At 64.4% G+C, this 19,659-nt stretch carries 26 protein-coding genes and 1 pseudogene; 20 read left to right on the forward strand and 7 right to left on the reverse strand.

From position 1 onward, the window contains the following. Window positions 1–202: 202 nt before the first annotated feature. The 4 genes from DRB19_RS25620 to DRB19_RS30265 all read right to left on the reverse strand — a co-directional run bounded on the left by DRB19_RS25620 (window position 203) and on the right by DRB19_RS30265 (window position 3,163). On the reverse strand, window positions 203–1,291 hold the full coding sequence (locus tag DRB19_RS25620) for a TRAP transporter substrate-binding protein (protein ID WP_114188847.1): 1,089 nt from the start codon (window positions 1,289–1,291) through the stop codon (window positions 203–205). Between the two features lie 137 nt (window positions 1,292–1,428). Continuing rightward, entirely contained in the window at window positions 1,429–2,001 is a 573-nt protein-coding gene (locus DRB19_RS25625) for a sensor histidine kinase (protein WP_170148949.1), read from the reverse strand. Then, window positions 1,928–2,869, reverse strand: a complete 942-nt coding sequence (locus tag DRB19_RS25630; RefSeq protein WP_147022465.1) for a PAS domain-containing protein — start codon at window positions 2,867–2,869, stop codon at window positions 1,928–1,930. The genes DRB19_RS25625 and DRB19_RS25630 overlap by 74 nt, the downstream gene beginning before the upstream one ends. 141 nt (window positions 2,870–3,010) lie before the next feature. Then, window positions 3,011–3,163, reverse strand: a complete 153-nt coding sequence (locus DRB19_RS30265) for a hypothetical protein (protein WP_162815864.1) — start codon at window positions 3,161–3,163, stop codon at window positions 3,011–3,013. A gap of 137 nt (window positions 3,164–3,300) precedes the next feature. On the opposite strand from DRB19_RS30265, the gene DRB19_RS25635 reads away from it, so the two are divergent. The 8 genes and pseudogenes from DRB19_RS25635 to DRB19_RS25665 all read left to right on the forward strand — a co-directional run bounded on the left by DRB19_RS25635 (window position 3,301) and on the right by DRB19_RS25665 (window position 10,743). Then, window positions 3,301–4,302: an endonuclease/exonuclease/phosphatase family protein gene (locus tag DRB19_RS25635; protein WP_114188850.1), complete on the forward strand. Its 1,002-nt coding sequence runs from the start codon at window positions 3,301–3,303 to the stop codon at window positions 4,300–4,302. Between the two features lie 685 nt (window positions 4,303–4,987). Continuing rightward, the gene (locus DRB19_RS25640) at window positions 4,988–5,284 is read left to right on the forward strand and encodes a hypothetical protein (protein ID WP_114188851.1); all 297 of its coding nucleotides are present in this window, start codon (window positions 4,988–4,990) and stop codon (window positions 5,282–5,284) included. Further along, window positions 5,281–5,421, forward strand: coding sequence for a hypothetical protein (locus DRB19_RS30270; RefSeq protein ID WP_162815865.1), 141 nt, complete (start codon window positions 5,281–5,283; stop codon window positions 5,419–5,421). The genes DRB19_RS25640 and DRB19_RS30270 overlap by 4 nt, the downstream gene beginning before the upstream one ends. Before the next feature lie 13 nt (window positions 5,422–5,434). Continuing rightward, window positions 5,435–7,276 (forward strand): sialate O-acetylesterase, encoded by a 1,842-nt coding sequence (locus DRB19_RS25645; RefSeq protein WP_114188852.1) that lies wholly within the window; start codon window positions 5,435–5,437, stop codon window positions 7,274–7,276. Window positions 7,277–7,288: 12 nt separating this feature from the next. Beyond that, complete coding sequence (locus tag DRB19_RS25650; RefSeq protein WP_114188853.1) at window positions 7,289–7,837, forward strand: helix-turn-helix domain-containing protein; 549 nt, start codon at window positions 7,289–7,291, stop codon at window positions 7,835–7,837. Further along, a complete protein-coding gene (locus tag DRB19_RS25655; RefSeq protein WP_444980233.1) occupies window positions 7,770–9,098 on the forward strand; it encodes a DNA-packaging protein in 1,329 nt (442 codons plus the stop codon). Before DRB19_RS25650 ends, DRB19_RS25655 begins: the two co-directional genes overlap by 68 nt. 98 nt (window positions 9,099–9,196) lie before the next feature. Further along, window positions 9,197–9,505 carry a hypothetical protein gene (locus DRB19_RS25660; protein ID WP_114188855.1) on the forward strand — a complete coding sequence of 103 codons (309 nt, stop codon included), beginning with the start codon at window positions 9,197–9,199 and terminating at the stop codon, window positions 9,503–9,505. 83 nt (window positions 9,506–9,588) lie between these two features. Further along, window positions 9,589–10,743, forward strand: a pseudogene (locus DRB19_RS25665) (phage portal protein). A 47-nt stretch (window positions 10,744–10,790) separates the two neighbouring features. Here the strand turns inward: DRB19_RS25665 and DRB19_RS25670 are convergent. Beyond that, window positions 10,791–11,231, reverse strand: a complete 441-nt coding sequence (locus DRB19_RS25670; protein ID WP_147022463.1) for a DUF4174 domain-containing protein — start codon at window positions 11,229–11,231, stop codon at window positions 10,791–10,793. Between the two features lie 116 nt (window positions 11,232–11,347). On the opposite strand from DRB19_RS25670, the gene DRB19_RS25675 reads away from it, so the two are divergent. The 5 genes from DRB19_RS25675 (at window position 11,348) to DRB19_RS25690 (ending at window position 13,877) form a co-directional block, all read left to right on the forward strand. Beyond that, window positions 11,348–11,548 carry a hypothetical protein gene (locus DRB19_RS25675; RefSeq protein ID WP_114188857.1) on the forward strand — a complete coding sequence of 67 codons (201 nt, stop codon included), beginning with the start codon at window positions 11,348–11,350 and terminating at the stop codon, window positions 11,546–11,548. Beyond that, a complete protein-coding gene (locus tag DRB19_RS30275; protein ID WP_162815866.1) occupies window positions 11,545–11,706 on the forward strand; it encodes a hypothetical protein in 162 nt (53 codons plus the stop codon). The genes DRB19_RS25675 and DRB19_RS30275 overlap by 4 nt, the downstream gene beginning before the upstream one ends. A gap of 65 nt (window positions 11,707–11,771) precedes the next feature. Next, entirely contained in the window at window positions 11,772–12,242 is a 471-nt protein-coding gene (locus DRB19_RS25680; protein WP_114188868.1) for an HK97 family phage prohead protease, read from the forward strand. A gap of 106 nt (window positions 12,243–12,348) precedes the next feature. Then, complete coding sequence (locus tag DRB19_RS25685; protein ID WP_114188858.1) at window positions 12,349–12,561, forward strand: hypothetical protein; 213 nt, start codon at window positions 12,349–12,351, stop codon at window positions 12,559–12,561. 77 nt (window positions 12,562–12,638) lie between these two features. Continuing rightward, entirely contained in the window at window positions 12,639–13,877 is a 1,239-nt protein-coding gene (locus DRB19_RS25690) for a phage major capsid protein (protein WP_114188869.1), read from the forward strand. Window positions 13,878–14,002: 125 nt separating this feature from the next. Here the strand turns inward: DRB19_RS25690 and DRB19_RS25695 are convergent, their stop codons facing one another. Together DRB19_RS25695 and DRB19_RS25700 are read right to left on the reverse strand one after the other, a co-directional pair. Continuing rightward, a complete protein-coding gene (locus DRB19_RS25695; RefSeq protein ID WP_114188859.1) occupies window positions 14,003–14,800 on the reverse strand; it encodes a trypsin-like serine protease in 798 nt (265 codons plus the stop codon). A 138-nt stretch (window positions 14,801–14,938) separates the two neighbouring features. Next, complete coding sequence (locus DRB19_RS25700) at window positions 14,939–15,679, reverse strand: S1 family peptidase (protein ID WP_114188860.1); 741 nt, start codon at window positions 15,677–15,679, stop codon at window positions 14,939–14,941. 21 nt (window positions 15,680–15,700) lie between these two features. Between DRB19_RS25700 and DRB19_RS25705 the strand changes: the two genes are divergently transcribed. From DRB19_RS25705 to DRB19_RS25740, 7 genes are all read left to right on the forward strand, one after another. After that, window positions 15,701–16,261 carry a head-tail connector protein gene (locus DRB19_RS25705; RefSeq protein ID WP_114188861.1) on the forward strand — a complete coding sequence of 187 codons (561 nt, stop codon included), beginning with the start codon at window positions 15,701–15,703 and terminating at the stop codon, window positions 16,259–16,261. A 192-nt stretch (window positions 16,262–16,453) separates the two neighbouring features. After that, window positions 16,454–16,789, forward strand: a complete 336-nt coding sequence (locus tag DRB19_RS25710; protein ID WP_114188862.1) for a phage head closure protein — start codon at window positions 16,454–16,456, stop codon at window positions 16,787–16,789. After that, on the forward strand, window positions 16,786–17,196 hold the full coding sequence (locus DRB19_RS25715; protein ID WP_114188863.1) for a DUF3168 domain-containing protein: 411 nt from the start codon (window positions 16,786–16,788) through the stop codon (window positions 17,194–17,196). Before DRB19_RS25710 ends, DRB19_RS25715 begins: the two co-directional genes overlap by 4 nt. Before the next feature lie 40 nt (window positions 17,197–17,236). After that, complete coding sequence (locus DRB19_RS25720; RefSeq protein ID WP_114188864.1) at window positions 17,237–17,644, forward strand: phage major tail protein, TP901-1 family; 408 nt, start codon at window positions 17,237–17,239, stop codon at window positions 17,642–17,644. A gap of 224 nt (window positions 17,645–17,868) precedes the next feature. After that, the gene (locus DRB19_RS25725; protein ID WP_114188865.1) at window positions 17,869–18,207 is read left to right on the forward strand and encodes a gene transfer agent family protein; all 339 of its coding nucleotides are present in this window, start codon (window positions 17,869–17,871) and stop codon (window positions 18,205–18,207) included. Continuing rightward, window positions 18,204–18,404: a phage tail assembly chaperone gene (locus DRB19_RS25730; RefSeq protein WP_114188866.1), complete on the forward strand. Its 201-nt coding sequence runs from the start codon at window positions 18,204–18,206 to the stop codon at window positions 18,402–18,404. Before DRB19_RS25725 ends, DRB19_RS25730 begins: the two co-directional genes overlap by 4 nt. A gap of 591 nt (window positions 18,405–18,995) precedes the next feature. Then, window positions 18,996–19,601 carry a phage tail tape measure protein gene (locus DRB19_RS25740; RefSeq protein ID WP_210207540.1) on the forward strand — a complete coding sequence of 202 codons (606 nt, stop codon included), beginning with the start codon at window positions 18,996–18,998 and terminating at the stop codon, window positions 19,599–19,601. Window positions 19,602–19,659 lie beyond the last annotated feature (58 nt).

Here is a 19,659-nt window from a genome sequence, read left to right on the forward strand (position 1 = left end):
ACGGATCGACCCTGGACGATCATGTCCCTCGGCCTGCGGGAGTGGGCGCACCGGTTCTGATCAGCGGGACTTGGTATAACAGGCCAGTCATGTGGAGAAAAGCCCCATATGGGAGCGCCTGTCCGGTTTCGCTCCCGGCTGGCGGGCAATAAAAAAAGGGCGACAAGGGTCGCCCTTTCTTGAATCGCGGATTGAAGACGGCTCAGCCGCGCGCGCGGGCGCGGATCATGAACGTGTCGTAGGCGTATTCCGCCACTTGGAACCAAAGGTATTCTTCGTTGCGGAAGCCACGGAGGCTCTCGTAGACCTTCTTGAAGTCCGGGTTCTTGGCCGAGACTTCGTCATAGACCTCGTTGGCCGCCTTGAAGGCTGCTTCCAGGATCTCCTGCGAGAAGGGGCGGAGCTGCGTGCCCGAGCCGAGCAAGCGGCGCAGGGCCGCCGGGTTGCGGGCGTCGTACTTCGCCAGCATGTCGTTGTTGGCGTAACCGGCCGCGGCCGTCAGGATCGACTGGTAGGCCTTGGGCAGCTCCTTCCACTTCGCCTGATTGATGAAGAGGTGGATCGAAGGGCCGCCTTCCCAGAAGCCCGGATAGTAGTAGTACGGCGCGACCTTCGAGAAGCCGAGCTTCTCGTCGTCGTAGGGGCCGACCCACTCCGCCGCGTCGATGGTGCCGCGCTCGAGCGCCGGGTAGATGTCGCCGCCCGGGATCTGCTGGGGCACCGCGCCGAGCTTGGACATCACCATTCCGGCGATGCCGGCGATGCGCATCTTCAGGCCCTTGAGGTCGTCGACGGTCTTGATCTCCTTACGGAACCAGCCGCCCATCTGCACGCCGGTGTTGCCGGCCGGCATGCCATAGAGGTTGTGCTTGGCGTAGAACTCGTTGAGCAGATCGTTGCCGGTGCCGTGGTAGAGCCAGGCGTTCTGCTGGCGGGCGTTGAGGCCGAAGGGCGCGGCCGTGCCGAGGGCGAAGGTGGGATCCTTGCCGAAGTAGTAATACGAGCAGGTATGGCCCATCTCGATGGTGCCGTTGCCAACTGCGTCGGCGACCTGAGGAGTTCCGACGATTTCACCGGCGGCGAAGGGCTGAATCTGGAACTTGCCGTCGGTCGATTCCGACACGAACTTCGCGATCACCTCCGCCGCGCCGTAGATCGTGTCCAGCGACTTCGGAAAGCCCGATTGCAAGCGCCACTTCATTTCCGGCATCGACTGGGCGATCGCCGGGGCGGCGACAGCCGTCGATGCTGCGCCTACGGTAGCGGCCTGCAAAAACTGACGACGTTTCATATTTGGAATTCCTCCCTGGATCGTGACTTTGTCACTTGGCGCCAATAGAGACCGAATTTGCAGACGCCCGCAAGAAGGTTTCCATGCACTATCGACCAATGGCTGAGATGATTGGTGGGAACGTTAACGTGAACTGCTCAAGGAAGCGGCACGTCGATCGCGCAAACGACCCCACTCGGCTCGTATGAGAGCGTCACTGTCCCGTCCAGCTCCCTGGCAAGCCCCCGTTCGATCAGGCGTGATCCGAAGCCCGTGCGGGTCGGCGGCGCGACAGGCGGGCCGCCGCTCTCCTCCCACCGCATGGCCAGGCGATCGCCCCCGGAGGACGTGATGGTCGACCAGGACACCCGCACCCGTCCACCGGGCGATTTCAGCGCCCCGTATTTGAGTGCGTTCGTGCACAGCTCATGCAGCGCCATCGACAGGCTCAAGGCCATGGCGGGGGTCACGCGCAGATCTTCGCCGTCGATGTCGAACGCATCCCCGCAGCCGGGACGGTTCCTGTAGGCCGCGAAGGCCTCGTCGATGATCTTCTCCAGGCTCGCGCCTTCCCAGTTCTCCCGGGTCAGCACGTCATGGCCGCGGGCGAGGGCGAACAGGCGCGCCTCGAAAGCGCCCCGGGCGGCGGCGAAACCGTCATCCTCGTTGGGACGAGGCTTCGGGAAGCTCTGCGCCGCCAGCGACTGCACGATCGCCAGGGTGTTCTTCACCCGGTGATTCAACTCGTTGACGAGAAGCTTCAGGTGTTCTTCGGCGCGCTTGTGATCGGTGATGTCGATTTGGATTCCATCCCAGACCGGCGAGGTCCGTCGGCAGCTCCCGCGGCGTCGCCACGAGGCGCTGCCACCGGACCTCGCCGGTCTGGGCGTGGCGCAGCGCAACCTCGATATCGAAGGGCTGACGCAGGTGAAAGGATTCGACCTGCTTCGCGAACATCCGCTCCCGGTGCTCAGGCAGCAGAAGCTCGTAGAGAAGAAACGGGTTCTCGAGGGCGCGGTCGGCCGGAATGCCGTTCAGGCGCTCGCAGCTGGCGGACAGATAGATGAAGCGGCGGGCGTAGAAGTTGTCGCCCTCCAGCATCTGGAAAACCATGCCGACCGGGAGATTGTCGGCGAGCGCGCTCAAGCGCGCCTGTGTTTCCCGCAGCTCCTCCTCGGCCCTGCGCCTCTCGGTCCAGTCCCGGAAGCTGACAGCGACGCCGCCGTTATAAGGAAATACGTGAAACTCCACATAGCGGTCCGGAGAGCTGACCGCATTCCCGTCAAACGATTCCGCAACGCCTGACAGGAACACCCGTTCGTAACGGGCGCGCAGGTCGGTCCCGTCCGACCAGGGAAACACATCCCAGATGACCTGACCGAGCATGGACTCGCGCGGCGTGCGGTAGAAGGCCTCCGCGGCGCGGTTGATGTAGGTGAAGCGCCAGTTCCGATCGAGCGCATAGAACGCGTCGCCAATGCCTTCGAGGATGACTGAAAGGCGCGCGTCGACACTCGTCTCGATCGAGGACGCGACCACTTTCTGCATAGCGGCATCGATGGCCGCATGGGCTTGCATGGAGGAGGCTGAGGCGGTCAAGGCGTCGTGGGCTCCTGAATTTTCGGCCGGATCGACGGAAGCTTGGCCGACACCTCCTTACTTAGTGTAACTTAATCACAATTTCCAGAGGCGCGCGCCGACAACGTCGCCGCACCTGCGCACTGGGTCATGGTCGTGAGATCAGTTGAAGGATTCGGTCGCGCACACGAGGGCGAACAAGGCGAGAACTCCGCCAAGTTCGGCAAGATTCATGAGCATGGAGGGCACGTCAGCGCTGCTGGCGTAAGCGACAACGCCCGTTGCGAGCGTGAAAAGGCTAGCCCAAGTGATCATGGGCTCTCTCCCGGAAGGTCTATGGATGCCGCACATAAACACGAAGCTCGGCAATAAGTTCCTAATATGCGAAAAAATTTTTGATCCCGGTGGAACCCCTTTGGATGTTATGGATTCAGAGCCGATGGAACCTGTCTATGGTGCGTTTGACCAAGCAAATCGTTCACACCGTGCCGGCGCCCGATGAGGGCCTTCTCGAAAAGGCTCGCACAGGGGCTCCATCGCGGTCCGTCCATGCTGAGTTTTTCGAGCACATCGAGGCCTTCCACGTCATTGAGCGGCGACCTCCGTCGCGACCCGCCGCATGGCCAGGCTCCTTCAGGATCGCGGCGCTCAACGCCAAGCGCCTGAAGAACCGGGCGGCGGTTCGGTCGCTGCTCGACAGGGCAGGGCTTCACGCAGCGCTGCTGAGCGAGGCGGATGCGGGCATGGCACGCTCGGGCAACGTTCACACGATCGGTGAGCTGGCCGCTCCATCGGGCGAGGGCTTCCTCTTTGGGGTCGAGTTCATGGAGCTCGACCTCGGAGACGCCCGGGAGATGCGTGATCATCATGGACAGCGCAACGCCTGCGGTTTTCACGGCAACGGCATCGTGGCCGCCCTCGAATTGGCGGATCCGGTTCTGATTCGGTTGGAAGAGGGCGGTTTGTGGTTTCCGGGCCGCAATGGTGCGCAACGGCGAATCGGCGGTCGCATGGCACTGGCGGCGCGGATGGAGGCAGCACCCCAACCTTTCTGGCTCGTGAGCGTCCATCTGGAAAGCAAGACGGACCCGGCCGATCGCCAGGCGCAGATGCAGACTCTGCTGCGCGCCCTCGACAGGCTGGCCCCCCCCCGCGATGCCTGCGTGATCGGGGGTGACTTCAACACCAAGGCGTTGCCGCGGGATGAGACGGAGCGCCAGGAACCGCTCTTCGATGATCTGCGCGCGGCCGGATTTTCATGGCGGCATTCGAACGTGGCCGGTCCGACTCAGCGAACCGATCCGGCTGGAAAGCCCAAGCCACCCTTCGGAAAGCTCGACTGGATTGTCGTCCGGGGACTTGAGGCCAGAAACCCGCAGGTCATCCCGGTTCTTGACCAGAATGGAGACCCCGCCTCGGATCACGACCTGCTTATGGCGGATCTCAGCTTCTAGGATCGCGAGGCGCTTCTCGCCGCAGGTAGGGAATTCCGCAAGCTGCGAAGGCCGTCCGCATACCCTTAACGTCGGCTCCAGCGAGGGAATGAACAGTGTTTTAAGATAACCTATCCATTTATATAGGATATTACGCAACGTCATTGCAAGTAATAAAGTAAGAAAATCTACTATATGAATGTATAGGTTATTGTATTTTACTGGTTTCGACCCGTTTTATGTTTCGTTTTTATTGCCTGAATGTTCTAATTCTGATCGCAATTAATGTTACATTATTTATTTTTGTTCCTCCGTATGGAACTTTTCAGGAACACACGTCATATCTGTCCACAGGCGGCCTAGCGGCTGAAACCGACCTTGACAGCGTACCGCTCTTAGAGTACAAAACGTGAACACTGACGAAGTGTGAATGAGACCAAGCCCCCCGGCCTCGCTCGTACCGTCAGTCCATGACCGCCCAGCCTCATCGGCTCGGGCGGTTTTTTGTTGGGGTCGGCCGAAGCGGCCCGCCCCATGCTTCTTAATACGGAAATCACCAATGGCTGCTCGAGCATCGGACGAAAAAGCGGATCCACGACGCTCCACCTTTCTCCGCTAGGCAGGGGTAGGAACGGAGCGGGTCCGACAAATCGTCCGATGCTCTCGCGCCCGCATTGAATGGGTCACCCTCGGCGAGGGCCGCTCCTTGAACGGATCGGCTCACAACATCATCCAGAGCATTCATGGGGAGGCGCGGACGCTGAACGTCACGGCTGCGCCGACGGGGGCAGCGTCGCGGCCCGTCGCGCCCCGTTTCGGCGTGGACTTCACGGGCTATGCCCTTGTTCGGTGCCTCGGGTCGTCGGACAACCCAGTCGCAGTTGCCTGGGGCGAGGATCCGACCGCTTCCGCGTCGGGCGGCAAGCTCATCGAGCCCGGCGAGGAGGTTCCCGTCTTCTGTCAGGAGGGCACGCTCTTTTCCTTCGCGGAGATCGTCAGATGATCTCGTTCTTCTGCGGCTACGGCTATGGGTTCCAGCGCAGGCGGGCCCGGGCGCGTTTTCCCCTTTCTTACGAGAGCATCCTGTCCCGGTCGGGCCTGCCGATCGCGTCGATGAGCGGCTCCCTTCTCCAGCTTTAGACAGACTTCGCACATGACCAGAATTACCGAGGCTCCCGAGGCCGTGCTGCTTTCGGGCCAGGAACGCATGCCCTACGCCGATGACGGGACGCAGGAGTGGAAATACGCTCGGCCGGTCGGGTTCGATGTCATCCTGCTGGCCGGACAGTCCAACATGGTCGGCTTCACCGGACCAGGCACGGAAGATGCGCTCATCGACTGGACGCATGACCGGATTTTCCAGTGGTCGCCGACCGGCGGCAACGGGAACGACGCAACCTATGCGCAGAGGCTTTTGAAAGCCCGCGATCCGCTGCTTTGGCCTGGCTTGCAGAACCTGCCCGAGTTCGGGACCGAGTGGGGTCCGTCAGCCGGCATGGAATTCGCGCGAAAGCTTCTCCCGTTCACGCCGCCCGGGCGCAGCATCGTGTTGGTGCCGGCAGCGGTCGGCGGTACGGCGTTGGTGGGTTCCGACTGGAGTTCGCCGAATGGGACGCAGTTCAACCTTGCGGTCCAGGCCGCCACTTCCGCCATCGATGCGCTTCCCAATGCGCGGCTCACCCACATTCTCTGGGTGCAGGGGGAAAGCGACGTGCTGAACGGGGTGGCGGCGTCGGCCTATCAGGCGGCGCTCGACGCGACCTTGCAGGCGTTTCGCACGCAGATTCCGAACGCCGAGGATGCGTTCATCCTGATTGGCCAGATGGTGCCCGAATGGATTGGCCAGAATCCGGCCTCCTTGAGCGCGCAAATCGACGCCGTGCACCGGGCGACGCCGAGGCGGCTCGCCAACGCGGCTTTCGTTCAGGGGCCGGTCGCGTCGCACACGCTGGCCGGCAACATTCATTATGACGCCAAAGGCCAGCGCACCATCGGGCATCGCTTCGCCAGGAAAGCGCTCAGTCCGGCGCTCCTGACCGGCGGCGTCGCGCTCGGAACGCCGGTCGACGTCACGGTGCTCGGCGCATCCGTCCGGTGGACCGCGCCGGACTCGGATGCGTCGCATTTCGCTATCGAATTTCGTGCCGTGAGTTCCACCGGCGGCTGGACCAGAATCGAGCACAGTCCGCCGCAATGGGTGGAGCCCGGAGGCGTCACGTCCTACGCATTCACGAACCTGTCGCAGGATATCGAAGTGCGCATCGCCAGCATGCACCACGACAGGATCTCGGGCTTCGCCGAGCCGGTTGTCCTGCGCTACCAATCCGTGCCGGATCCACTCGTCGATCTCGATTTCGACAACGCGACAACCGTCGATGACCGAGTGACCACCGTGCCCAGCGCCGGCGCGAACGCCGCGCCGTGGCTCCCGGCCGCCGATCATGAGCCGACCCTGGAGGATCTGAACGGCTCCAAGGTTCTGCGCACTACCACCACGCAGATCCTGCAAAGCGCCGCTAGCCTGCCGGCAGGCGCGTTCTCGACCCTGTTCCTGGTCAACCACGACAACTTCAGCGCGCAAGGCGTGTACTTCATCGCCGGCAATACCCCGCTCCCCTATGTGGTCTGGAGAGGGCAGGATCTCGGGTTCAACGTGAATGCCGGCACGGCCGGAACGGGCAACCGCGCCGTCAGCGGGCGGATCTACCCGAATGTCTGGCTCGCCATTGCGGTGACGTTCGATCCGGCGCTGCCCTCGAACCAGCTCGAGATTTATCTCGACGGCGAGCTTTCCGTCGAGGCCGATGCTCCGGACTGGGACTCCGTCTCGGTGCAGGGCATGTTGATGAACTCGATCTATCCCCACAGCTTCGGCAGCGGCAACAACGCGCGCTGGGCGACGTACAAGATCTGGGGCAGCGCCCTGGGTGCGCAGGCCGTCGCCCAGGAAACCATCGCGGCCGCGTCCCGCATCGGCGTCACCCTCAGTGCATGAAGGTGTTTTCACATGCGACCGACCATTGAAATTCCCGAGGCGGCCAGGCAGCGGGCCTACGACTACTATGTGGATCATCCGAAGATCTCCCTCGAGGCCATTGCAACGCATCTCGGCGTGAGCCGGTCCACCTTCCGCCGACTTCGGCAGGCGTGGGGCTGGCCCCCGCGCCGGGACGTGAAGGCCGGCGCGGAAACGGGCGTGAAGTGCGTGGCTTCGGCAGGCTTGCCTGTCGGGCGGCCCGCGTTGTCATCTTCCTTGCAGGAAGCCGCCATGTCGTTGGTGCAGGTGACCCGAACCCGCATCGACGCTCTTGTGAAGGAGCAGCACGTGAAGCGCGAGATCGACCATGACAAAACCGCCCGGACGCTTGCGGCCTATGCGAAGACGCTGACGACCGCGCAGGCGCTCCTGGAGCAGGAAGGCAGCAGGCTCGATGAAACCGGGCATGACGACAGACCACAGCGCACCATCCACGAATTGCGCGACGAACTTGCTCGGCATCTTGAGCGGGTTATCGCGGAGGAGGAATCTCGAGGCTGCGACGGCCTCCTGGTCTGAGTGCGATTTCGAAACCGCGCTGCGGCACTGGCCGCTCCGGTGCAGGCCGGACCAGCGCATGCCGGGACTCGCCCGCCATCACGACCCCTGGACGACCTGGCTCATTCTCGGCGGGCGAGGGGCGGGCAAAACCCGCACCGGCTCCGAATGGGTGCGCGGCATCGCGTTGGGCGAGCCGGATTTCGCGTCTCCTCCGATGCGGCGCATCGCACTCATCGGCGAAACATTTTCCGATGCCCGCAATGTGATGGTGGAGGGACCAGCCGGAATTCTAGCCTCCCATACGCGACGGGAGCGCCCCACCTGGTCGCCCTCCCTGCGCAGGCTCGAATGGCCGAACGGGGCGGTGGCGCAGGTCTTTTCCGCCGAGGACCCGGATTCCCTGCGCGGCCCGCAATTCGAGGCCGCCTGGGCGGACGAACTCGCGAAATGGAAGCACCCTGAGGAAACCTGGGACATGCTGCAATTCGGACTTCGCCTGGGCGCGCATCCGCGCCAGATGGTGACGACGACGCCGCGCCCGATTCCGCTGCTCAAGCGCCTCCTGGCCGATCCCCTCGTGGCGGTGTCGCGGGTCAAGACTGCTGACAACGCCGCCAATCTCGCACCGGTCTTTCTTGACGCCGTTATCGGACGGTATGCAGGCACGCGGCTCGGGCGGCAGGAACTCGACGGCGAGATCATCGAGGACCGTCCCGATGCGCTCTGGACACGCGACCTGATCGAAGCGAACCGCGTTGATGCTGCGCCGCCGCTCCTGCGCATCGTGGTGGCGGTGGATCCGCCCGCCTCGTCGTCGAAGCGGGCCGACGCCTGCGGGATCGTGGCGGCAGGATTCGATGAAGGCGGCACGGCCTATGTGCTGGAGGACGCCACCGGGTCCGGCCTCAAGCCGCCCGAATGGGCCGCAAAGGCGGTGGCGCTCTACCGACGTCTACAGGCCGATGCGCTTGTGGTCGAGACCAACCAGGGCGGCGAGATGGCGACCGGCGTCATCCGCGAGGTGGACCCGTCCGTGCCCGTCACGAGCGTGCGCGCCACGCGGGGCAAATACCTGCGCGCCGAGCCGGTCTCTGTTCTCTATGCGCAGGGCCGTGTGCGCCACGTGGGCGCGCTGCCGGGGCTGGAGGACGAGATGTGCGACTTCGGCCCGGGCGGCCTGACCTCAGGCCGATCCCCGGACCGGATGGACGCTCTCGGCTGGGCGCTCACGGAGCTGATGCTGCGCGACAGGCAAGAGCCCCGGGTGAGGGTGCTGTAAGCCTTCCCAGCCGGCTTCAGAAGGTCTAAATTCGTGCGGTCGTTGACAGTCAGCGCTGGCCTGATGCCAGCCATATCAACCTCCATGAGGAGGTCACCATGTACGCACGGCTGACGACATTCCGCGTAAAAGCCGACAAGTTCGACGAGATGAGGCGTTGGCGCGATCAGAACGAGGCTGCGATCTATGCCCAACCCGGTCTACGCGAGTGGATCGGGCTCATGGAAGACAGCGGCGAGGTGGTCGTCGTGGCCCTTTTCGACGACGAGCGGGCTGCCCGCGAGGCCTTGCCTCACGCGCGCGCTCTTTGGGCCAAGATGGCGCCGATGGTCGAGGGTGAGCCCACAGCCCGCTTCCTCGACGTGATGGCCGCCCGGAACCTCGCATCCCGAGCCACGGCTGCTTAAGACCCGTCCCCGGATCGCTCCGGGGATTCTCGATGAATCGTTGGTCCGACCGTCGGACTTCACCGGAATTCCCGGAGCTTTGAATGTTACGAAAAATGACCCGCTGGCTTCAAGCGCCGCCTGAAGCCAAGGCCTCGCGCGCGCATGCTTCAGTCGCGCTCTATGTGGCCGGACATGCCGTGTGGACACCACGTGACTACACGGCGCTCTCCCGCGAGGGATTTCAGAAGAACGCCGTGGTGCACCGCGCCGTGCGGCTCGTCGCGGAAGCGGCGGCGTAGCTTTCGCTGACCTTGAAACGCGGGGCAGGGGAGTTGACGGAGCACCCGTTGCTTGCGCTGCTCGCGCGTCCCAACGCACGGGAGGGCGGACAGCGTTTTCTGGAAAGCCTTTACGGACACTTGCTCGTGTCGGGCAATGCCTATGTGGAGGCCGTGCAGGTGGACGGCGCGCCGCGCGAACTCCACGCCCTGCGGCCCGACCGCATGCGCGTCGTGCCGGGAGCCGACGGCTGGCCCACGGCCTACGATTACACCGTGGGGGCTGAGACCATCCGCTTTGCGCAAAGGGACGGGGACAGTATCGCGCCGATCCTGCACCTGACGCTGTTCCATCCGGCGGACGATCATTACGGTCTCTCGCCCATGGAAGCGGCCGCCACCGCCCTCGACATCCACAACGCGGCGGGCGCCTGGAACAAGGCGCTGCTCGACAACGCCGCGCGGCCATCCGGCGCGCTCGTGGTCGGCGGCACGGCGCTCACCGATGCGCAGTTCGACCGGCTGAAGGGCGAGCTCGAGATCAACTATCAGGGGGCGGCCAATGCAGGCCGTCCGCTGCTCCTCGAGGGAGGCCTCGATTGGAAGCCGTTGTCCCTGTCGCCGAAGGACATGGATTTCGTCGAAGCCAAGGCGGCGGCCGCGCGGGACATCGCGCTCGCCTTCGGCGTGCCGCCCCTGCTGCTGGGCCTTCCCGGCGACAATACCCACGCCAACTACGCGGAGGCCAACCGCGCATTCTACCGCCAGACCGTCATCCCGCTTGTGAAGCGCACGGCGGAAGCCCTCGCGCACTGGCTCTCTCCATCCTTCAGCGACGCCCTGCGCCTCGAACCCGATCTCGATGCGGTCGAGGCCCTGGGGACCGAGCGCGAAAGCCTCTGGCGCAGGGTGTCGGCGGCGTCATTCCTGACCGATGAGGAGAAACGCGAGGCCGTGGGATATGGGCGGAGGCAGTAGTTGCGATTGATACGACGATGGGCCATGTCGCGTTTATGGTCTGACCGTCAGCCGCCCGATGACTGCTTCATCTCCTGTCGGCGCATGGGCATCGTGTCGATCAAGGCGAACAATTCGCCAGGATCGGCAGGTCTCTGTTCGCGCCATTTCACACCGCCGTCCTTTCCGATCAGCAAGGCCGTGAAGGAGGATCCGGCTTCGACCTGATATCGTGCCCGCAAGGCGTTCGCGTCCATACCGGCGGGTGCCTCTCCATAGATCGTCTTGACGTCGTCGCCGATGACCGCAATGGCCACCATGTCCCTGTCGGCGATCTCGTCGCGATGGGCCAGGAGGGCGCTGGTCTGAGCCTCCACTTGTGGATCCGACGTATCGGCGAAGACGATGAAGACGCGGTTGTTCTGCCAGACGGATGACATGGCCAAAGCTCCATTGGCGACGAGGACCATGATGGCGGCCACCAGGGCCAATCGAGGCGTCCTGCTCATCACGATCAATTCCTTCGCGCCGGTTCCGGTGGTGTAAGCCTCCGGCCGGCTGTTTGTTTCATGAGGTCCTTGCCCGCTTCACCCATTTTCCAATTTCCTCATTCTAAGAACAAATCATGAACATTTACGATCAGGTCACCGAGGCTGTCATCAGCCGCGGCGACCTTGCTCATCTCGCCCTGTTCGTCTGGGCGAGCGGAGCATCCGCGCTGCTTGCCATGACGCTTCGAGACCTGTTCGCGGCCAACCGCCGCTTCGACGAGTTCGTGCGCGAGCTGACCCTTTTTAACCGACGCCACTCGGGAGACCTCCCATGACCCGCGCCATGACCCGCGCATCGTCCCGTCCCGCCCGCAAGCCGAAGGCCGCGCGCGAGACGCAGAGCCGCGCCTCGCTCGTGTTCCGCGACTTCGTCCGTCAGCTCGAGAAGCTGGACGCCCCTTCGCCCAAGGCCGGTCGCGGAGCCGCCCGATGAAAGCTTCCGGCGCTCCGATCATCCGGGAGGTGAAGCTCCTGGCCGAGCCTTTGAACAAGGTCGACGTGGACGGGATCTTCGAGGGCTATGCCAGCCTGTTCGGCGTCGCCGATCTGGGCAAGGACGTGGTCATGCCGGGTGCTTTCGCCGATAGCCTGAAGAAGCGCGGGCCCGCCGACGTCCGGCTGCTCTGGCAGCACGATCCATCCGAGCCCATCGGCCGCTGGCTCGCTATGGAGGAAGACCGGCGGGGGTTGCATGTGCGCGGTAAGCTCAACCTCGCCGTGGAGCGCGCCCGGGAGATTCATGCCCTGATGCGCGACGGCGGGGTGGATGGCCTGTCCATCGGCTTTCGCGTGGAGCGGGCGAGGGCGGAGCGACCCACCGGGTTGCGGCGTCTTGAAAGGCTCGACCTGTGGGAAATCTCCGTCGTGACCTTTCCGATGCTGCCCGGCGCCCGGGTGGAGCGCGTGAAGGCCTCCACCATCGACCTAGCCGGCAAGATCCGCAGCACGGCCGGTCGATTATTTTCCTGAACCTTAGCCGCCGGACTGGCGTTAGCTGAGCGCCTGTGGATGAGCGGACTCTGCGGGCCTCCTGGTTCACTGATGGTGTGTTCGTCCGCTTGCTCGGGAGGTTTTCATGAAGAAACTCGCTTTCGCGGCTCTTCTGGCTATAGCGGCCGCCGGCTGCACCACCACTCAGGAACGGGTGGGCGGCGCTGCTGTCGGCGCAGGCGTCGGCGCGGTCGCCGGCCCGGTGGGCGCCGTCGCCGGCGGCGCCGTCGGCGCTATGACCGGTCCTGCCGTCTCCGATACGGTTCAGAGAAACACCCGCCGCGCACGGCGGCGTTGACGATCCCTCCCAAGGGAAACGAAGGCCCGCCACTCGGCGGGCTTTTTTATTGCAGCCTCTACAACCCATTGATTGACATGATTCCAGTAACTGAAACCAAATCAACTTCCGCCGACGTGGCATCGGCCTTCGAGGAATTCGCCCACGCGTTCGAGGCGTTCAAGGACGCCAACGACACGCGCCTCGGAGAGATCGAGACCCGGCTGACGAGCGACGTGGTGACGGACGAGAAGCTCGCCCGCATTGACGCTGCACTCGACGACGCCAAGCGCCGCCTCGACCGCCTTTCCCTCGACCGCTCCCGTCCGCCCCTGGCGGGTGCGCAGGACGCCGCCCGCGATCCGGCGCAGGCCGAACACAAGACCGCCTTCCAGGCGTATATCCGCAGCGGCGAGGCCTCGGGCCTCAAGCGGCTTGAGGAGAAGGCTCTGTCGGCGGGATCGGGCCCCGATGGCGGCTATCTCGTGCCTGACACGGTGGAGCGCGAGGTGCTGCGGCGTCTCTCGGCGGTCTCGCCGATCCGTGCGATCTCGTCCGTGCGGGTGATCTCCGGAGGCCAGTACAAGCGTGCCTTCTCCACCACGGGCCCGACCACCGGCTGGGTGGGCGAGACGGCAGCCAGACCCCAGACCGCGAGCCCGGCGTTGTCCGAGATGAGCTTCCCGGCCATGGAGCTCTACGCCATGCCGGCCGCCACCCAGACCCTGCTCGACGACTCGGTGGTGGACATCGACCGCTGGATCGCCGAGGAGGTTGAGGCAGCCTTCGCAGAGCAGGAGGGCGCGGCCTTCGTCAACGGCGACGGCGTCAACAAACCGAAGGGCTTTCTCGCCTCCGACACCGTCGAGGACGAGATCTGGGAATGGGGCCGCCTCGGCACCATCCAGGCGGGCGGCGCGGACTTCCCCGCCAGCAACCCGTCCGACGTGCTGGTGGAGCTGATCTACGCTCTTAAAGCGGGCTACCGGCAGAACGCCTCGTTCGTGATGAACCGCAAGACGCAGAGCGCCATCCGCAAGTTCAAGGATGACAATGGCCAGTATCTCTGGGCGCCACCAGCCAGCATCGGCCAATCCGCGACGCTGATGGGCTTCCCGGTGGTGGAGGCTGAGGACATGCCGGATATCGCAGCCGGCTCCTGCGCGATCGCCTTCGGCGACTTCAAGCGCGGCTATCTGGTGGTTGACCGGGCCGGGATGCGCGTCCTGCGCGACCCTTATTCGGCGAAGCCCTATGTGCTGTTCTACACCACCAAGCGCGTGGGTGGCGGAGTGCAGGACTACGCGGCGATCAAGCTGCTGAAGTTCGCCGCCTAATCTGTCTCTAACTTCCGGCCTCACTTCACCTCATCCTGAGGGGCAGCCGTGAGGCTGCGTCTCGGGATGAGGGCTGTGCGTGGCAATTGTTCGCGACCCAACCTTCGAAGACCAGAAAGGCCGAGTTACTGCCTCGCCCACGCTCCACCGATGCTGTCGAGCATCCGGGTGCCTTCCGCGATCCAGCGGAGATGTTCGGCGATTGGGGTCACGGCGGTCAGGCCGCCGCAGGCGCTCGGCTCGCGGGTGCGCAGCGCGCCGCTCGACCAGCTGACGATGCCGAGAAGCTGGTAGGCTCCCCGCCCTCCAACCACGACCGGGCCGCCGGAATCGCCCCGGCAGGCGCCAGCGCCCGTAATCTCCGCGAGGTTGTTTTGATCAACGACGATCACGACCCGGTTCGCCACCTCAACCGGGCCAAGCGAGACCAAATTGGTCTGACGCAGGGTGCGGGCCGTTCGCCTGAGGCGTTCCGACAATACGCCGAAGCCCGCGATGGTCACCGCGCCGCCTCGGTCGATGCGGCCGGTAAGGCGCGGATCGAGGGGCGTGTAGTCGGGTCCCAGTGGGCGTTCGAGCTTGAGGATCGCAAGATCGACGCCCGGCTGCGTCCTGGGCGTCGTGCCGGGCACGAAGGCCGGATGGATCGCGGTCGCCGTGACCCGGAAGGATTGTGGCCGGAACGCGCGGTTGACTCCCACCACCCGGTAGGAGGCCCGGTCCGTCATGCAATGGGCAGCGGTCAGAACCAGATCCTGCGCGATGACTGCTCCCGAGCAGAGTTCGCCGATGCTGTTCTCGATCGAGACGACCGAGCGCCTGAGGCCGTTGGGGTCGCGGCTTGCCGTGCCCAGCACGACCGCCTGGGCGGGAGCAGCGAGAGCCACGAGGGCAGCGAGCGAGAGAAGGGGCAGGAAACGCATGGGAAGAGTGTGAAGCCTGAGGGCTGTTTCTACAAGGGAAGGCTTGAGGGCGCACAATGGTTCCGTTGACTTTTTCGGCTAAGCCATCGCGTCAGGAAGCGGGGAGCGGTTCCTTGCGAGAACCGATATGTCCGAGCTTCAGTTGCCGCTCCATTGCGCCGCTCTGCCCCAGCCCCGCAGCGTCTGGTCGATCCAGTTCTGTTGCGGACCCACCAGGATGCCTTGCGTGATCCCGCCGCAGCTGCGGCCCTTAGCGGGCGATGACCAGCTCGTGATCGCCACCACGGCGTCGCCCGAGGTCATCGGCCCGCCGGAATCGCCCTGGCACGCGCCCATGGGGCCGGGCCCCTGAAGCCACAGCAGGATTTTGCTGGGTCCGTAGGGTTCGATCACCTTGAGGGACGCGCTGCGGAACGTGCCTGTGGTTTTCGGGGCGTTCTCTTGCGACAGGCCGTAGCCGCCTACCGCCACTGAGGCGTCCTTGGCGGGTTTTGCATTCGCCAGCGTGGCGCGTTCGAACCGGTCCGGCAGCCTCTCTGGAACGCGCAGGAGCGCGAGATCGACCGAGCGCCGCCGATTCTCGATCGCCTTGGCGTCATAGCCGGGATGCACGGCTTTCGCCGAGGGCACGATCAGCACGGGCTCTCCAGCCTCGTCCCGGAAATGCACCCGGTGTTCCGCGGCGCCTGTCACGCAATGAGCCGCCGTGAGCACCACGTCATAGGCCACCACCACGGCGGTGCACACACCTCCGTTCGAGCCCAGAACCATCACGGTCTGGCGGGAGGCAGGACCCTGATCCTCGGCGCCGCCGACGATGGCGCGCGCTCCGGTTCCGGACAGCAGGGTTGCAAGGACGATGGTGGCGAGACGTTTCATGAAGGAAGGATTCCCGTTTCAATGTACCCGATACTCATCGACGGCCCCGCCGTCGAGCCCGTCACGCTGGCCGAGATGAAAACCTACCTGCGCGTCGACGACGATCAGGAGGACGAGCTGGTGGCCGGATTGATCAAGGCCGCCCGCCTCATGGTGGAGGCAGCCTCCCGCCGGATCCTCGTGGAGCAGCGCTGGCGCGTGATCCTCGACCGTTGGACCGAAGGCGGCGCAGTCATGCTGCCGCTCTCGCCGTTGATGGGCCTCGAAAGCATCAGGGTTGTGGGTCAGGACGGCACGGCGACGGAGATTGCGCCGAACGCCATCGAGACCGACCCCATGAGCGATCCACCCCGCATCGTCGTCTCGCCCGCGCCGGAACCGGGACGGCCGAGAGGAGGCATCACCATCGATCTGCGGGCCGGGTTTGGAGCAACGCCCGACACCGTGCCGGCAACCTTGCGGCTTGCGGTGAAGATCCTGGTCGCGCGCTGGTTCGAGAACCGGGGCGACGTGACCGGCGAGCAGACCCTCCCGCCGGAAGCCCTCGCGCTCATCGCGCCGTTTCGGCGGACGCGGATCTAACGCCTCCCTCATCCTGAGGAGCCGCGCAAGCGGCGTCTCGAAGGTGGATCCAGTGCGCGCTGGAGACGCCTCTTCGTCGAGATGCTTCGCTCATCAGGATGAGGCTGCGTGTCGTTTCTCAGATTTACCACTCGGTCCGCTTCCCCGCGATGACCGCGACCGATCAAGATCATTGTTTCTGCCGAGACTTTCATGAAAATCAAATCACTGCCCATCGGCGCACGCTCGCGCCGGTTCGTCATCGAATTGCCGCTGGAGCACCCCGACGGCTTCGGCGGGGTGATCCGCTCCTACGCGCCTGGACCGCAGGTCTGGGGCGCGATGGAGATGCTGTCGGGGGACGAGCGTGTGCGAGCCGACAGGCCCGAACAGAGCCTTACCCACCGCATTACCCTGCGCTACCGCGAGAGCGTGACGGGCGCCATGCGCCTGACCTCGGGCCTTCGCCGCTTCGCCATCAAGGCCGCGTCCGATCCCGACGGATCACGACGGAATGTTGTGTGCCTGGTCGAGGAGATCAGGGCATGACGAGCCCGGTCCTGGCGCTGCGCCGCGCCATCCTTGACCAGGCAGGCGCCGACGCGGAGCTGATCGGCCTCATGGGCGGCGCGTTGCGCCTTCACGACGAGCCGACCCGCGCGGCGGAGCCCGTTTATGCCCTGTTCGGCGACGTGACGGCCGAGGACTGGTCCACGGATTTCGACCGCGGTCACGAACAAGCGTTGAGCGTCGTGGTCTGGGCCGCCCGAGGAAGCGCCCGCACGGCGCTGGCAGTGGCCGAACGCTTCGCGGCGATCCTCGACGATGCGCCGCTCGCCCTCGAGGGACACCGCCTCGTCAACCTGCGCGTCACGGAGCTCGCCTCCACACGAGACAAGGACACGCAGCTCACCCGTGTGAGCTTAAGCCTGCTCGCCGTGACGGAGACGGCGTGACGCTGCCGCGCACGACACATTTAACCGAAAGGAACTTTCGATGCCTGCTCAGAAGGGCAAGGACCTGCTCATCAAGATCAGCGACGGAGGCACGGGTTTTGTTGCCGTAGCGGGGCTCCGCACGCGACAGATCGCGTTCAATGCCGAGACCGTCGACGTCACCAATTCCGAATCCGCCGGACGATGGCGCGAATTGCTGGCGGGCGTCGGCGTGCGCCGCGCCGGGATCACCGGATCGGGCGTGTTCAAGGACGAGGCGTCGGATGCGCGGGTGCGCCAGGCGTTCTTCGACGGGGACATCCTCACCTACCAGATCGTCGTGCCGGATTTCGGCCGCATCGAAGGCCCGTTCCAGATCACCAGCCTTGAATACCGTGGGGATCATGCGGGCGAGGTCACGTTTGAGATGGCGTTCGAGTCTGCGGGCGCAATGACCTTCGTGGCGTAGTAACCACCCATAGTCGCTCGGTGCCTGCGCGGGGAGCTAAAGCAAGGCCTCATCCTGAGGAGCCGCGCAGCGGCGTCTCGGAGGATGCTTCCAGTGTGCGCTGGAGACGCCTCGCCCTTCGCGACGCTGCGCTCCTCAGGGTGAGGCTGTGTTGAGAACGGAATTCCTGCGCATCGTTCGCTCTCATTCAAGAGACTTTCTTCAAGTCATTAAGGAACCCCGTAATGCCCAACAAACGACGCGGCGAGGTGGCGCTGCATCTCGGCGACACGCGCTACACGCTCTGCCTCACCCTCGGGGCGCTGGCGGAACTGGAGGATGCGTTCGCGGTCAACGATCTCATGGCTCTCGCCGAGCGCTTCGGCTCGGGACACCTGTCGAGCCGCGACCTGCTGACCCTGCTCGCCGTGGCTTTGCGCGGCGACGGCCATGCGATCAGCGACCGGGAAGTCGCGAACCTTCCGCTGCATGACGGCATCGAGCCCGTGGCGGCGGCCATCGCGGAGCTCTTGGTCGCAACCTTCGGCGCACCCGCAAACCCTCCAGTGCCGCAGGACGCATGAGCGAGCCCCAGGCTTTTCCCTGGGATGACGCCATGACGCTGGCCCTCGGCGTCCTGCGGTGGAGCCCCGCCGAATTCTGGCGCGCGACCCCGCGCGAACTGACGGCCGCATGGGACGGATTGAACGGCGGCCGCCCCATGGGACCCGCCGTCGGCCGCGATCTCAGACGGTTGATGGAGGCCTTTCCGGATGAATGAAGCGCACGAGGATCATCGGCTTAGTCGGAGGGACCCTCGTCATAGCCTTTCAGCTTCAGGCACTGTGCGTAGACATCTTTCGCGCCACGAGTTGCAGACGTGTTGGGTGGGGCGGCATATATTATCTTGGAGGCTTCGTAGAAGCACTCATCACGGGCCCTGTCGAATTGCAGATCTCCAGTGGGCTTAAGCTCTAACTCTTCCGGCCGCGTACACCCGCATATAGCCATCAGCACGATAAGGAGTGACAGCTCTGACCAATGCATTCGCAAAGAATGCAGAAGGCAATGCATCGTTCGTCGTCCCCTCGCGGCATGGTCCTAAAGTTTAACTTCGTCGGACGTGCCAAGGAATTTGATGCCTTTCGACTCGACGCAGAGAATGTAAATCTTGCGAAATCTCTCACCCGCTACAGGCGACGGCCTGATCGGGGTCACAGCCTTCTCCGCTTCGAATAAACATTCCTTACGAGCTTTTAGCCACTGAGCATCTGTCATAGAGCCCGAATCGAATAGAAGATCTGGCTTTTTGCTCTCGGCAACACACCCGCTCATAACAATCACTGACGCAGAGACTGAGAGAAGGTAAATAATGGCCTCAGACCCAAGAAATGATCCTGGCGATCTTGGCGAAGATAAAGCTGCTAGTAACAGACAACGCCAGCCCAACACGCTCATCGGGCTCTCGGACAGGTTCGGTGAATCCCTGACCAATGCTTTTGCGAAGAATGTTGCAGAAGGCAAGAAATTCGACGACGTTCTCAAGTCCGTGCGTCAGTCTCTTGTGGAAACAGGGTTACGTATGGCGCTGGCGCCCCTCCAACTGGCCCTGAGCCAGAGCGCCAAGACCATGACGACCGGCGCCATGGGCGGCGCGCTGCCGATGGATGCGGGAGGGCTCTTCGGCGGCATCGTGAAGGGCCTCGGCTCCCTGTTAGGCTCCCTCTTCGGCGGCGGTTCCGGGTCCACTTTCGCCCAGGGCGGCGTGTTTTCGCGCGGGATGGTGATGCCGTTCGCCCAAGGGGGCGTGATCGGCGCGCCGACCTATTTTCCGCTGGGGCGCGGCCTCGGGCTCATGGGCGAGCGCGGCGCGGAGGCCGTGATGCTGCTGGCGCGCGGACCGGACGGGCGGCTCGGCGTGCAGGCGGGCGGGGCGGGGCGTTCCGCGTCGATCACGGTTAATACCAAGTCCCGCTGATCAGAACCGGTGCGCCCACTCCCGCAGGCCGAGGGACATGATCGTCCAGGGTCGATCC

It is taken from the genome of Microvirga aerophila (assembly GCF_003332305.1).
Lineage (GTDB): Bacteria > Pseudomonadota > Alphaproteobacteria > Rhizobiales > Beijerinckiaceae > Microvirga > Microvirga aerophila.